The sequence below is a fragment of the Streptomyces sp. NBC_00647 genome (assembly GCF_045207245.1).
GTDB lineage: Bacteria > Actinomycetota > Actinomycetes > Streptomycetales > Streptomycetaceae > Streptomyces.
Genome location: NZ_CP109040.1, coordinates 393,588 through 406,201 on the forward strand (window position 1 = coordinate 393,588; position 12,614 = coordinate 406,201).

General features: G+C 74.7%; 13 protein-coding genes. 5 read left to right on the plus strand and 8 right to left on the minus strand.

Annotated elements, in window-relative coordinates:
- Positions 1-29: 29 nt before the first annotated feature.
- The 5 genes from fabG to OG788_RS01910 form a co-directional block, all read right to left on the minus strand.
- Positions 30-833 carry a 3-oxoacyl-ACP reductase FabG gene (gene fabG, locus OG788_RS01890; protein WP_266766282.1) on the minus strand — a complete coding sequence of 268 codons (804 nt, stop codon included), beginning with the start codon at positions 831-833 and terminating at the stop codon, positions 30-32.
- Positions 830-2,821: an FAD-dependent oxidoreductase gene (locus tag OG788_RS01895; protein ID WP_406368696.1), complete on the minus strand. Its 1,992-nt coding sequence runs from the start codon at positions 2,819-2,821 to the stop codon at positions 830-832. The genes fabG and OG788_RS01895 overlap by 4 nt, the downstream gene beginning before the upstream one ends.
- Positions 2,822-2,878: 57 nt before the next feature.
- On the minus strand, positions 2,879-3,364 hold the full coding sequence (locus OG788_RS01900) for an AMP-binding enzyme (protein WP_406368697.1): 486 nt from the start codon (positions 3,362-3,364) through the stop codon (positions 2,879-2,881).
- The gene (locus tag OG788_RS01905; RefSeq protein WP_406368699.1) at positions 3,346-4,482 is read right to left on the minus strand and encodes an AMP-binding protein; all 1,137 of its coding nucleotides are present in this window, start codon (positions 4,480-4,482) and stop codon (positions 3,346-3,348) included. Before OG788_RS01905 ends, OG788_RS01900 begins: the two co-directional genes overlap by 19 nt.
- Before the next feature lie 672 nt (positions 4,483-5,154).
- The gene (locus tag OG788_RS01910) at positions 5,155-6,105 is read right to left on the minus strand and encodes an MBL fold metallo-hydrolase (RefSeq protein ID WP_406368701.1); all 951 of its coding nucleotides are present in this window, start codon (positions 6,103-6,105) and stop codon (positions 5,155-5,157) included.
- Between the two features lie 170 nt (positions 6,106-6,275).
- Between OG788_RS01910 and OG788_RS01915 the strand changes: the two genes are divergently transcribed.
- On the plus strand, positions 6,276-6,515 hold the full coding sequence (locus OG788_RS01915) for a DUF6059 family protein (RefSeq protein ID WP_406368703.1): 240 nt from the start codon (positions 6,276-6,278) through the stop codon (positions 6,513-6,515).
- A 271-nt stretch (positions 6,516-6,786) separates the two neighbouring features.
- Here the strand turns inward: OG788_RS01915 and OG788_RS01920 are convergent, their stop codons facing one another.
- From OG788_RS01920 to OG788_RS01930, 3 genes are all read right to left on the minus strand, one after another.
- On the minus strand, positions 6,787-7,053 hold the full coding sequence (locus tag OG788_RS01920) for an acyl carrier protein (protein ID WP_356758536.1): 267 nt from the start codon (positions 7,051-7,053) through the stop codon (positions 6,787-6,789).
- A gap of 120 nt (positions 7,054-7,173) precedes the next feature.
- Positions 7,174-8,022, minus strand: a complete 849-nt coding sequence (locus tag OG788_RS01925) for a thioesterase II family protein (RefSeq protein ID WP_406368705.1) — start codon at positions 8,020-8,022, stop codon at positions 7,174-7,176.
- A gap of 51 nt (positions 8,023-8,073) precedes the next feature.
- Positions 8,074-8,889 (minus strand): BTAD domain-containing putative transcriptional regulator, encoded by an 816-nt coding sequence (locus OG788_RS01930; protein ID WP_406368706.1) that lies wholly within the window; start codon positions 8,887-8,889, stop codon positions 8,074-8,076.
- Positions 8,890-9,141: 252 nt separating this feature from the next.
- Here OG788_RS01930 and OG788_RS01935 point away from each other — a divergent pair, with 252 nt between their 5' ends.
- The 4 genes from OG788_RS01935 (at position 9,142) to OG788_RS01950 (ending at position 12,457) form a co-directional block, all read left to right on the plus strand.
- Positions 9,142-9,393: a hypothetical protein gene (locus OG788_RS01935; RefSeq protein ID WP_406368708.1), complete on the plus strand. Its 252-nt coding sequence runs from the start codon at positions 9,142-9,144 to the stop codon at positions 9,391-9,393.
- Positions 9,394-9,590: 197 nt separating this feature from the next.
- The gene (locus OG788_RS01940) at positions 9,591-10,799 is read left to right on the plus strand and encodes an LLM class flavin-dependent oxidoreductase (RefSeq protein ID WP_406368709.1); all 1,209 of its coding nucleotides are present in this window, start codon (positions 9,591-9,593) and stop codon (positions 10,797-10,799) included.
- A 164-nt stretch (positions 10,800-10,963) separates the two neighbouring features.
- Complete coding sequence (locus tag OG788_RS01945) at positions 10,964-12,001, plus strand: BTAD domain-containing putative transcriptional regulator (protein ID WP_406368711.1); 1,038 nt, start codon at positions 10,964-10,966, stop codon at positions 11,999-12,001.
- Positions 12,002-12,220: 219 nt separating this feature from the next.
- A complete protein-coding gene (locus OG788_RS01950; RefSeq protein ID WP_351543803.1) occupies positions 12,221-12,457 on the plus strand; it encodes a hypothetical protein in 237 nt (78 codons plus the stop codon).
- The last annotated feature ends 157 nt before the right edge of the window (positions 12,458-12,614 follow it).

Here is a 12,614-nt window from a genome sequence, read left to right on the forward strand (position 1 = left end):
TCACACGGACGGTTCGGGGCGGGCGGATCTCAGAAGTTGCCCAGACCGCCGCAGACGTTGAGGGCCTGGGCGGTGATGGACGCGGCGTGCTCGGTGGTCAGGTAGCCGACGAGGCCGGCGACCTCCTCGGGGGTGGAGTAGCGGCCGAGCGGGATCTTCGCCTCGAACTGCTCCAGGACCTGTTCCTCGGTGGTGTTCCAGGCGCCGGCGTAGCCCTGGCGGACCCGCTGGGCCATGGGTGTCTCGACGTAGCCGGGGCAGACCGCGTTGACGGTCACGCCGGTGGGGGCGAGTTCCTTGCCGAGCGCCTTGGTGAAGCCGACGACGCCGTGCTTGGAGGCGGAGTAGGGGGCGCCGAGCACGACACCCTGCTTGCCGGCGGTGGAGGCGATGTTGATGATGCGGCCGCCTCGGGTGCCGGCCAGGCCGCCGTTCTTGAGGACCTCGCGGGTGAGCAGGAAGACGCTGTTGAGGTTGGTGTCGATGACGTCGTACCAGAGCTCGTCGGAGAGGTCGGCGGTCGGGCCGCCGCCGCTGCGCCCGGCGTTGTTGACCAGGACGCCGATCGGGCCGAAGGCGTCGACCGCGGCCCGCACGAGCGCGGCGACGGACGGGGCGGAGCGGACGTCGGCGGCGGTGCCGTCGACGTCCAGGCCCTCCTCGCGCAGGTCCTCGACGACCTGTTTGACCTGCTCGGGGTTGCGCGCGCAGATGAAGACACGGTGGCCGCGGCGGCCCAGGTCGCGGGCGACGGCCAGCCCGATGCCGCTCGTCGCGCCGGTGACCAGGGCGGCCGGCTGGGCGGGCGAGGGGGCGGGCGGGGATGACGTCATCGTGTTCTCTCCATTTCCGTGGCGCCTGCTGGGCTGTTCGTCTCGACCGTGTCCTGAACGGCTCGACGGCTGCCGGAGGGCCGCTCGAGAGGCGCTGCATCCCGGGCGGCGACGGGGTGGACCGGGGCGAGCGCCCGCTCCAGCACGGCGGGGGTCAGCGTCTCGCCGCGTGCGGCGAGGTAGCCGTCGGGCCGCACCAGCACCCAGGACCCCTCGGCCGCCAGCCCCAGGGCGGCACGCAGGGCTCCGTCCGGGTCGGGCAGCACTCCCTGTCCTCTCCGGCCGCCGACGCGGCGCACGGACAGCCAGGCCCCGTACCGGCTCTCCGCCTCACGGGCCGTACGCAGCGCAACACTCCCGCTCCCGCTGCCACTCCCGCTCCCGCTGCCACTCCCCCTCCCGCCGATGCCGCCGCCGCTGCTGCTGTCGTCGTGGTCGTGGGCCAGGAGCAGGGACCAGCGCACGTCGCGCAGTTCACGGACCAGCGCGTCGCCTGCGGTGGCCGCTGCGGAGGCGCGTTCGCCCGGCGCGGGCCCGGGCCCCGGCCGGCCGCGCGGACGGCGGGTGCGGGGGATGGCGGCGGGTGTGGTCAGGGGCGATCCGGCGTAGTGCAGGCGCAGCCCCGACATGCCGCCCAGCACCTTGCGCTGGATGGCGCGGCGCAGCCACGGCACGTTGCGCACGACCGCGAAGACCAGCGGCAGCGCGATGGCGGCCAGGGCGTTCTTGAACTGGACCAGCCAGGTGGCGGTGCGCGTCGAGTCCAGCAGCGCCCGCCCGACCGGGACCCGTTCCTGGCCGTAGGACTCGAGCAGCGGGCGCCGCGCGTGCCCGTGGTGGACGGCGGCGAGTTTCCAGGCGAGGTTGTACGCCTCCTGGATGCCGGTGTTCATGCCCTGCCCGGACGCCGGGCTGTGCACATGGGCGGCGTCGCCCGCGACGAACACGCGGCCCTCGTGCATCCGCGGGACCATCCGCTGCTGGAAGGTGAACACGGACGTCCACTCGGGCTCGCCGACCTGGACACCGGTGCCCAGGCCGCGGGAGAGCCTGGCGCTGAACCGTTCGGCGCTCCCCCTCCCGTCATGGCTGCGGGGGGCCGTGTCGAGCAGGCGCCAGTGGCCCTCGCGGGCGTAGGGGACCATCATCAGGGCCTGGCCGCCGGTGTGGACCCAGTAGATGGTGTCGGGCGCCAGGTCCATGCGGACGGGGGCGTCGGCGAGCATCCAGGTGTCGCGGCTCTCGCCGACCAGCGGCAGGCCGAGGGTCTTGCGGACGGTGCTGTGGCCGCCGTCGCAGCCCACCAGCCAGGGCACCGCGCAGACTTCCTCCCACTCCCCCGAATCCCCCGACTCCCCCCGCCCCCGGGGCTCTTCGCGCTCTTCCCGCCCCTGGGGCCCCTCGCGTTCCCGGGGCTCTTCCCGCGCTGGCCGCCCCTCGCGTTCCTCGTGCTCCGCGGCGCCGGTGCTGTCGCGGGTGAGGGTGCTGTCGCGGGTGAGGGTGCGGGTGCTGTCGCGGGTGCTGTCGGTGTGGACCAGCCGTGCCCGTACGCCGGTCGCGTCCTGCTCGAACCCTGCCAGGCGCACGCCCCATTCGACCCGCACGCCGAGCCGGGCGAGGGCGGCGCGCAGCACGCCCTCGGTGCGGGTCTGCTCGATGATGAGGGTGTAGGGGTAACGGGTGGGCATCGAGGCGTAGTCGGCCTCGAGACGGACCAGGCGCCGGCCGGTGGCGTACATGGTGAAGGCCCGGTTGCGGCGGCCGTGGCGGAGCATGCCCTGGACCGTTCCCATCTGGTCGAAGGTCTCCAGGGTGCGCGGGTGGACGGCGACGGCGCGGCTGGTGCGGGCGGGTCCGGGTGCGGCGTCGACGACCCGCACCCGCAGGCCCCTGCGGGCCAGTTCGTGGGCGGCGGTCAGACCGACCGGCCCGGCCCCGACGACCAGCACGTCGGAACCGGGGGGCGGCTTGTGCACAGAGGTCGCCATGAGGGGTCTCCTGTCGGACGGGCGGCCCGGGTGTCGGGCGGGATATCAGGGCACCGTTCAGGCGCCGGCTTCGGCGGCGGCGCGGGCGCGCACGGACTCCCGCAGCGCCTGCCGTTCGGGTTTTCCGGTACGGGTGCGGGGCACGGCGTCCAGTGCCTGGGCCCGGTGGATCCGCTCGCCGGGGGCCAGCCGCCCATTGGCGTCCCGGACGATCGCCTCCAGCGTGCGCGCGGTGTGCCGGGCGGCTCCGGGCGGGCCGCACAGGACGATGCCCGCCCACGCCACGGCGCCGTGCTCCGCGTCCGGCCAGGCCACGACGGCGCAGTCGGCGACCCTGGGGTCCGCGGCGATGACGCGTTCGACGCCGGTGGGTGAGACGAGGTGGCCGTCGCAGGTGAAGACGTCGTCGATCCGGTCCACGAGGAAGAGGCGGCCGTCCTCGTCGAGCAGGCCGACGTCACCGGTGGACAGCCAGCCCTGCGCGTCGATCGGGGACGGTCCGCCGTCGTCCAGGTAGCCGGCCATCACCTGGGGTCCGCGCACCTGCACTTCCCCGGGGTCCCGGCCGGGACCCCGGCACGTGAGCGGAGGTCCACGACACGGCACTGGGTGCCGGGCAGGGGCGGGCCGACCGCGCCGGGCAGCACGGGGTCGTGGGGGCGCTGCATATGGGACAGCGGGGAGAGTTCGGCCAGGCCGTAGCCCTGGATCACGGGGACGCCGAGCACATGGTGCAGGCGGCGGGCGGCCTCGGGGGCCAGCGCGGTGCCGCCGGACATGAGCGCGGTCAGCCGCGGGCCGGCCGGGATTCCCTCCCGGGCCGTGTCCAGCCGCGGATCGGCGGCGAGCCGGTGCAGCCGGGCGGGCAGCCCGTAGTAGTGGGTGGCACCCGCCCGGGCGGCCAGCGCGAGCGAGGCCACCGGGTCCGGGTCGTGGCACAGGACCTGCCGAGCCCCCGCGTACACCGCGGAGTTGAGATGCATCAGGTGGAACAGCGGCAGGTGGTTGAGGGTGACCGAGGCGGGCCCGAGCCCCTGGGCCAGGGCGGTCTGGGCGGCGTTGGCGACAAGGTTGCGGTGGGTGAGCCGCACTCCCCTGGGGCGCCCGGTGGTCCCGGTGGTGAACTGCAGGCAGACCACCGCGGACAGGTCCGGGGCGGCCGGCGGCGTGTAGGGCTCGCCGGGCACGGTGTCCAGGACGGTGTGCAGCGCGAGGGCGCCCTCGGGGACGGCCCCGCCGGCGTCGGCGTCGGTGACCAGGACGGTGTGCAGCAGGGGCAGCCGGCCGCGGATCCTGGCCAGCGGCTCGGCGACGGCGGCCGGGACCAGGGCGATCTCGATGCCGGCGGCGGTGCACAGGTGGTGCAGGGTGCTCTCGTCGGCCAGTGGATTGATCAGGGCGACGGTGTTGCCGCTGCGGCTGGTGCCGTAGAGGGCGGCGGGGAAGAGCGCGTCGAGGCCGGCGGCCACACCGACCACGACCGGGCCGCGGCCCGCCGTGCGGGCGGCGAGGAACCGGGCGATCCGGTCGGCGTGGGCGTCGAGCTGCCCGAAGGTGACCGTCCCGCGTCCGGTCGTGAGGGCGGGCGCGTGCGGGGCGCGTGCGGCGGCGCGGCGCAGGAGTCCGTCCAGTGGCAGTTGCGGGCACGTGAAGTGCGGCACGGTGTGCGGCCCCCTCTGCGACGGGTCGGCTCCGGCGCGTCGACGGGCCGGCTTGGCGTGGTGGTGGGTACGCCCACGCTCAGGGCCGGAACTCGAGAGATGTTCGAAACCCGCTCGACCGCGGCCGCAGAACACGAGGAGAACCGGCACAGCCGACCGCGCCCCGGCACGGCGCGCGACCGGGCGCGGCGTCGTGAACTCAGCCCGTACACGCGCGGCGAACTGGCCCCGTACGCTTCCGAGTTCGCCGCCTTGGTCCGCGCGGATACGGCGGCACGCGCACCCGGGTGCGGCAGCGCCCGCGCACCGGATACGGCCCACACCGCGCCGGGCCGCGCCGGGCCATGCCGGGCGCGGTGATGGGCGGGGTGATGGGCGGGGCAGGCGGCGAACGCCCGCGCCGGGGACGCCGACTTCACCGGGGACGCCGACTTCGTCGTAGCAGACATGCCTGGGCGCGCGGACATGCGCGGCGCGGACATGGTGGTGTGCGGTGCGCACGGGCGTGGTGGCGTGCGGTGCGCACGGACATGTGCGGCGCGGGCGTGGTGGTGTGCGGTGTCTGCGCAGGGCCGCTCGGGGCGGCCCGCAGGGGCGACGCTCGAGCCGGCCCTCAGAGCGGTTCGGGGCGGCCCGGAGTCAGGGCCGGGTTCCGGGCCGGGGTGCGTCCGGTCAGGCCAGGCAGCAGAGTGGGCCGCCGTTGAACTCGGTCATCTCATCGAGTGCGGCGTGCTTCTGGGGCAGGGGCAGCGGCGCGTCGGCGGGCAGGCCCTGGAGTTCGGCGTAGGCGCGGCTGAGGTTGGCGGACAGCCGCTCCGGGTCCAGGAGGCGTGCGTAGCGTCCCAGGTCTGCGCCGCGTGCCGTCTCAAGCGGGGTCCGGCCGGCCCGTACGCCTTCCTGCGCGAGCCGGCGCACCAGGAGCAGGTAGCCCTCGACGGCGTCGAACACCTCGGGTCCGCACACCGCTCCGTGACCGGGTACGACGGTGGTGGCGCCGTACGCGCGCAGCCGCTCGATCGCGGCCAGGGATCCGGCGAGGGAGCCCATCAGGAAGAAGGGGGTCACTCCGTTCATGGCGAGGTCGCCGGTGAACAGGACCTTCTGTTCGGGCAGCCAGACCACTGTGTCGTTGGAGGTGTGGGCGGGCCCGACGTGCTCCAGTTCGGCGCGGATCTCACCGACGTGGAGGGTGAGGCGGTCGCGGTAGGTCACGGTGGGCGGCGCGAGTTCGATGTCGCCCCACCGCACGTGCGGCCACAGGCTTTTCAGGTGCAGTCCGGCCGCGGTCATCTCCGTGCGGGTGCGCTCGTGGCCGATCACCAGGGCCTCGGGGAAGACGAAGTTGCCGAAGGCGTGGTCGCCGTGGAAGTGCGTGGTGACCACGGTGCGCGGCGGCGCCGGGTTCAGTTCCAGTGCGGCGGCCCGCAGGCTGCGGGCCCTGGTCTCGGTCGCGGCGGTGTCGACGAGGGCGCTGTGGCCGCCGGAGACGAGGATGCCCGCGTTGTTCAGGCACCAGCCGCCGGGCGGCTGGAGATAGGCGTGCACGCCTATCGCGATCTCGGTGACGCGGCCGGCCGGAGCGGGCACGGTCACCGGGGTGCGGACTGAGGGGCTGGGGTGCACGCCGGTCTCCTCACACGAGTTCTCGGTCCGGTGAGCCTGCCAAGTCCGCCTCGCGGCGTGGTGGACAGCGGCCGAACCCGCCGCGCGAGCGGCTCTCGAGCGGTTGTCGACCGTTTCCTAAGAGCGTTGCGGCCACGACCGGTCCACCGGGAAGAAATGGGGAGAGCCAGATGAGCGAGCGCCGCCGATGGCCGTCCCGTCTGCTGCGGCGGGTGTGGCCCGCACTTGCCGCCGCGGGACTGCACCACGTGCTGGGTGAGATGCACCGGGCCCGCGCCCCGAAGGTGCCGCTGGCGCGGCCGCCCCAGGGCCACCCCGAGCGGCTGCGCCCGGATGTGCCGCTGACGTCGCTGGAACTGGCCCTGGTCCGGGAGCTGGACATCCACTGGCGTTCCCGCGCCGAGGGCTGAGGGCAGCGACAGCGGCGGCGGGCGCGGAGGTGCCGCACAGCGCCGGACCGAGCCCCGGTCCGGCGCCGCGGACGGACACGGGCTCGGGCACTGCTCAGGCGCTGCGGGCTCAGGCGCGGGCCGCAGGGGCGCGGGCCCCGGCGCGGACATGGGCGCGGCCCGAACGGGGTTGCTGTGCGCGGGCGTTGTGCCCGGGCCGGCCGGGCAGGTCACCCGGCCCGGTCATCCGCACCCGGCCTTCCAGGGCCTGCCCGGCCTGCCCGGTCGTGGTTCAGGCGACGGCCCGGGGAGCGGACAGTGCGCCGTTGACGAGGGCGAGGAAGGCGCGTGGTGTGTCGGCCTCCTCCAGTGCGTCCTCGTCCAGGGTTATGCCGTGGTCCCGCTCGATCTGGCCGGCGGTCTGCAGGATGGCCAGCGAGTCGTAGCCGAGTTCCATGAACGGGACGTCGATGACGTCGCCGTCCAGGTCGACGCCCTCCTCCTCGCCGGCGCACTCGCGCAGCAGGGTCTTCAGGTCGCTGAGCTCAAGGCGGTTCATGATCTCTCCGTTCGGTTGTGCGGGCGGGTCAGCGGGCGGTGGACGGGGGGCAGTTGGGCGGCCCGGGACGGCCGGACGGCCGGGGCCGGGCGGCGGGGGCGAGCCGTGTCGCCGGCGCCCTCACCGGTGTCCCACGGCCGGCCGGAGTCCCGGTGAGAGTGCGGGTGCGGGTGCGGGTCCGGGTGTCGGTGCAGGCACGGGTGCGGGTGTGAGTGTCGGTGCAGGCACGGGTGTCGGTGCGGGTGCGATGCGGTGTGCCACGCGGCAGGCGCGCCCGATGAGGCGGGGCAGTTCGGGGCCGCGTACGAAGAAGTGGTCGCCCGGCAGTGTGCGGCGCACGAGGCGGCCGCTGGTCCACTGCCGCCAGCCGTCCAGGGCGGCGGGGCCGGCCACGGGGTCGACGCGCCCGCCGACGGCGAGCACGGGCACCGGCAGGGGGCCTGCCCCGTCGTCGACGGCGGCGGCGCGCAGCGCGCGGGCCAGTTCGAGGTCGTCGCGCAGCACGGGCAGGACGGTGCGGTGCCAGACGCTGCCCGGCCCGGTGAGCGGTGTGTCGGGGGCACTGTCCAGCGCGCCGAGCAGACTCAGCAGGTCCCCGTCGGTGGTCTGGCCGGGCCCGGTGGTGCGGGCGGCGGCGAGGTGGGGGGCGGGGCAGGCGCCGACGGCCAGCAGGGCGGGTGCGGGCAGGCCGGCGTCGAGCAGGGCACGGGTGAGGGTGTAGGCGACCATGCCGCCGAGGCTGTGCCCGTAGAGCGCGTACGGGCCCTGGTCGGCGGCGTCGGCGAGCGGGCCGAGCAGATCTCCCAGCAGCCCGTCGCGGTCGGTCGCCCGGGGTTCGCGGCGGCGTCTGCCGCGCCCCGGCAGCAGCAGCGGGACGACGTCGATGCCGGGGCCGCAGAGTTGCTGCCAGCGGCCGAAGCTCGACACCCCGGCGCCGGCGTGCGCGAAGCAGTACAGCCTTACGTCCATGGCCCGAGCCTCGCCGACCCCTCTGGAGAACGGCTTGAACCGGACGTCGGGTCAGGCGGCGTACAGGTCGAACGTGGAGGAGCGGCGCGGCCCGCGCAGGATGTCGAGCTTGGGGTCGACGGCGAGCATCGCGTGGTGCAGGCGCTGCAGCTGCGGTGCGGGTTCGACGCCGAGCTCCTCGATGAGCCGGCCGCGCAGCCGGTGGTAGACGCCGAGTGCGGCGGCCTGCCGGCCGGAGCGGTAGAGCGCGACCATGGCCTGGGAGTGCAGTCCCTCGTGCTGCGGGTGACGGGCTATCAGGTCGGTGAGTTCGGCGATGACCTCGACGTGCCGGCCCAGGCGCAGGTCGGCGTCGATGCGGCGTTCACGGGTGACCAGACGGCTCTCCTCCAGCCGCATGACCTCGATGGACAGGATGGGGCCGACGCGTACGTCGACCAGTGCGGGGCCCTGCCACAGGTCCAGGGCCGCCCGGTAGGCGGCGGCCGCCTGTTCGTCCTCGTCCACGGCCTGCTGTCCCTGGGTCACCAGCCGCTCGTACTCGCGTACGTCGACGGCTTCGGAGGGTATCTGCAGCAGGTAGCCGCCGTGCCGGGTGGCCAGCACGTCCTTGGCGGCGCCGGGTGCGCCGGGTCCCATGGCGGTGCCCAGCCTGCGGCGCAGCTGGAGGATGTAGGTCTGCAGGGTGGTGAGCGCGCTCTGCGGCAGTTCGGTTCCCCAGATCTCCTCCATGAGCGTGGGTACGGGCACGACCCGTCCCGGGTAGAGCGCGAGCAGTGCGAGGATCTGCCGGGGCTTGCCCGCCGTCGGAACGATCGACATCCCGTTGACGGCGGCACTCAACGGACCCAGAACCTGAATCTTCATGGTCTCCTCCGTACCGGTATCCAATTGGGCGTCGATTTTGCGCCGCTCAGATAATTCCTGTCTTTTCCTCACAAGCCGGGGACGAGACGAACCGTAGCCTCTCTCAGTCTTTCGCGGCGTCATCCTCAAGACGCCTTCGAGCAGTTCTCCACACATCCGTTCCTGACAAGGCGCTGACATCGCACTGACCCTTTCCACACGGTGTCCGGCAGGGTCTTCCGGAAAATTCGGGGCGTCATTAGCTTCCCTTCCATGGACAGCCGTGCGCAGCGTGCCGTGCCGACGGACGCGGATCCCCTGACCCGGCAGCTGCTGCGGCAGCTGGCCGCCCGTGCCACAGGGACGCCACCGTCCGGGGGCCCGGACGGTGCGGGGGAGGCGGCCGGCCGCGGGCCGGACGCGGCCGGTGCGCTGCGGCTGCTCGCCGCGTGGCACCGGCGCGGGACCGAGGTGGGATTTCCGGAACTGACGGCCCTGTCACGGACGTCCGCCGCCGGCGGCTGACCACCCCTTCGGGAGAGGTTTCTGCGGGGCTGTGCGCAGGGTTGCCCGGAGGGTTTCCTCGAGGCTGCGCACACGGTTCCTCGAGAGACGCTCGTGTTTGTCCCGCGGCCGTCCCGCTGCGTCTATGGTCCGGTGACCGAGGAGTCTTTTCAGGTTTTTCCGGCAGGCCGGAAACGGATCACGGGACGGAGCCCCTCATGGAATTCGGTGTGAACTTTTTCCCGGCCGTCGACCCGGCGCGGAAGAGCGCGAGCACCTATTACGACGAGAGTCTTCAGCTGGTCGAGCTCGCCGAGGAACTGGGTTTCGCCCATGTCCGGACGGGCGAGCACTACGGCTCCGCGTGCGGCGGCTACAGTCCCGACCCGGTGGTGTTCCTGACGGCGGCGGCGGCGCAGACCCGCCGCATCCGGCTGGTGGCCGGCGCGGCCGTCTCCCCGTTCGCGCACCCCGTGCAGATCGCCGCGCGCCTGGCCCTGCTCGACAACCTCTCGCACGGCCGTCTCGACGCCGGTTTCGCTCACGGCGGTCCGCAGTCCGGGCTGTTCGGCGTGCCGGGCGGGGACGGCGCCGCCCCCGTGGAGGAGACCGCCGAGGCGTGCATCGCCCTGTGGAGCGGCGAGGAGGTCCGCTTCGAGGGCGACGTGCACCGCTTCGGCCCGGTGACCGGCTTCCCCCTGCCCTACCAGCGCCCGCATCCGCCGGTGTTCGTCGACGCGGCGCACAGCGCCGGGTCGTGTGCCCGGGCGGGCGCCCGGGGCCATCATCTGCAGCTCTCCCCGGTCCCGGGCGGCCGCCGGCAGGCGCAGAGGATGACCGGGGCCTACCGAGCGGCGCGGCGGGCCGCGGGCCACCGGGGCGAGGGCCGCGTCCAGATCGCCTACACCTGTTATCTCGGCACGGACCGGGAGGTGACCCTGGCGGCCGCCCGGGCCGGCGAGGACCACCGCGCACGGCTGACGGGCCTGGCCTTCCGGGCGGACGGGCGGCACCCCGTGCCCGGCGCCCCCGGCACCACGGCACACGAATACGACTACGACTACGGCGGTTACGACTTCGACCGGGCGCTGGCCGGCCATCAGGTTCTGGCCGGCACGCCCGACGACGTGCGCGCGCAGATCGAGACGGTCCGTGCCTGGTACGGCTCCGGCAGCTGTCTGAGCCTGCAGTTCAACCCGGGGCATCTGCCCTACGGGCGCGCCGTGCGCGCGATGGAGCTGTTCGCCGCCGAGGTCGCCCCCGCCTTCACCCACTCCCCCGCCCCCGCCCCCGCCACCGCCTCGACCGGCCCAACCGTCGCCCGTGCCGGTGCTGCCGGTGCCGGGGCCGGTGCTGCCGGTGCCGGGGCCGGTGCTGCCGGTGGCCGTGGTGGCGGTCCGGCGGTGGCGGCGACGGCCGCGGCGTGAGAGGCCGAAAGGCGCGGGCCGGGGACGTGCCCGGCCGCGTCCGGCCGGCGAAGGCCTGTCCGGCCGGGTGGCGGCCGGCCCGTACCGGCTGAGCAGTGGGCACCGTGCGCGGCGTGCCGTCACCGGGCCGGTCTGGGCAGCCGCGAGGAAGATACGAGGAAGAGATGCAGTTCCGCATTCTCGGTCCCGTGGAGATCCAGGACGAGCGAACCGGTCTGAGGATCCTTCCGGCGGGCACCAAGCAACGCGCCCTGCTGGGCGCGCTGGTCGCCAGATCCGGGCACGTCGTGCCCGTCCGCCAGCTGATCGACGAACTGTGGGGGCACCGTCCGCCCGCCAACGCGGCGAACGCGCTGCAGGCCCATGTGGCCCGGCTGCGCCGGCTCGTACCCGAACCCGGACCCGAACCGGAACCCGGACCGGGGGCGGGGGCGGGGGCGGGGGTGGTGGGGCGGCAGCGGGAGTGGCTCGTGACGCGCCCGCCCGGCTATCTCCTGCGCCCGGGCCCGGGTGCGAGCGACGCGCAGCGGTTCAGGGAACTGGCCGCCCGGGGCCGGGCCGCCGCCGCCACCGATCCGCGGCATGCGGCCGAACTGCTGCGCGCCGCGCTGGCGTTGTGGCGGGGGCCCGCGCTGGAGGGCAGCGCCCGGGGCGGCATCTGCGCGGCCGAGGCGGCGCGGCTGGAGGAGCAGCGGCTCACCGTGCTGGAGACGCTCTACGACGCATGTCTGCGGGCGGCCCGGCACGACGAGATCATCGGCGAGCTGGAGGAACTGACGGCCGATCACCCGATGCGGGAGCGGTTCCACGACCTGCTGATGGTGGCCCTGTACCGGTGCGGACGCCAGGCGGAGGCGCTGGGCGTGTACGACAAGGCGCGCCGGCGGCTGGTGCGTGAGCTGGGTGTGGAGCCGGGGGCCGCCCTGCGCGAGCGGCTGGACGCGATCCTGCGGCACGACCCGGACCTGGCGCCGCCCCGGCCGGCCGGACACGGGCACATGGCGTCGGTGCACCCGATGCCGCTGCCGGCCCCGCCCCCGCTGCCGCTGCCGGCCGGGACCGCCGGCCCCGACGCGACAGTTGTGAGCCTGAGCGGGGAACTGGCCCGGCTGCAGCACCGCATCGAACGGCTCTCCGCGGAACAGCACGCCCTGATGCGCCGCTTCGACCAGCTGGTCGCCCAGCGGGCGGCGGGCCAGTAGCCGGCAGCCGGCCAGGCCCCGCGGGTGCGGCCGCGGGCGACGCCGCGCGGCCGCAGAACGGTGCCGGCGGCCGTCATCCGACGCGGCCCCGCTCGTGTCCGGGCAAGGGGCGGGTGCAGGCAGCGGGACGTACGTGACACCTCACCATCACTCCAGCCCCCGGTCCTCGGCCCGCGCGCCCGGCCGGGTGCTCCCCCGTGCCCGGCCTACACTCCGGCCGTGGACATCCCGGATGAACTGATCAACCTCGAGCGGATCGCCGAGCAGGAGCGCGCCCGCGTGGCCGGACTCGCCGGCGAGGAGTACGACGCGCAGTGGAAGGCGTGTCGCGAGGCGTCTGCCGCGGTGCAGGCCGCGATCACCGCGCACGCGGCCGAGAGCGGGGCAAGCCGGTACGACGTCGAGCAGGCGGTCAAGCGTGCGGCACGGCGCATCGAGCAGGATCCGACGGAGTAGCCGCCATGCGGTGAGGCCTTGGCCCGGGCGGTTCGGGGCTTCGTACGGGTCCGCGCTCGGGCCGCGTGAGATGCCCGTGCCCGGTCGGCGCGCAGGCCGTACCGGTCCCGGTGGAGCGACCCGCCGCAGTCGACACGCCCCCGCCCGGCGGGCCGGG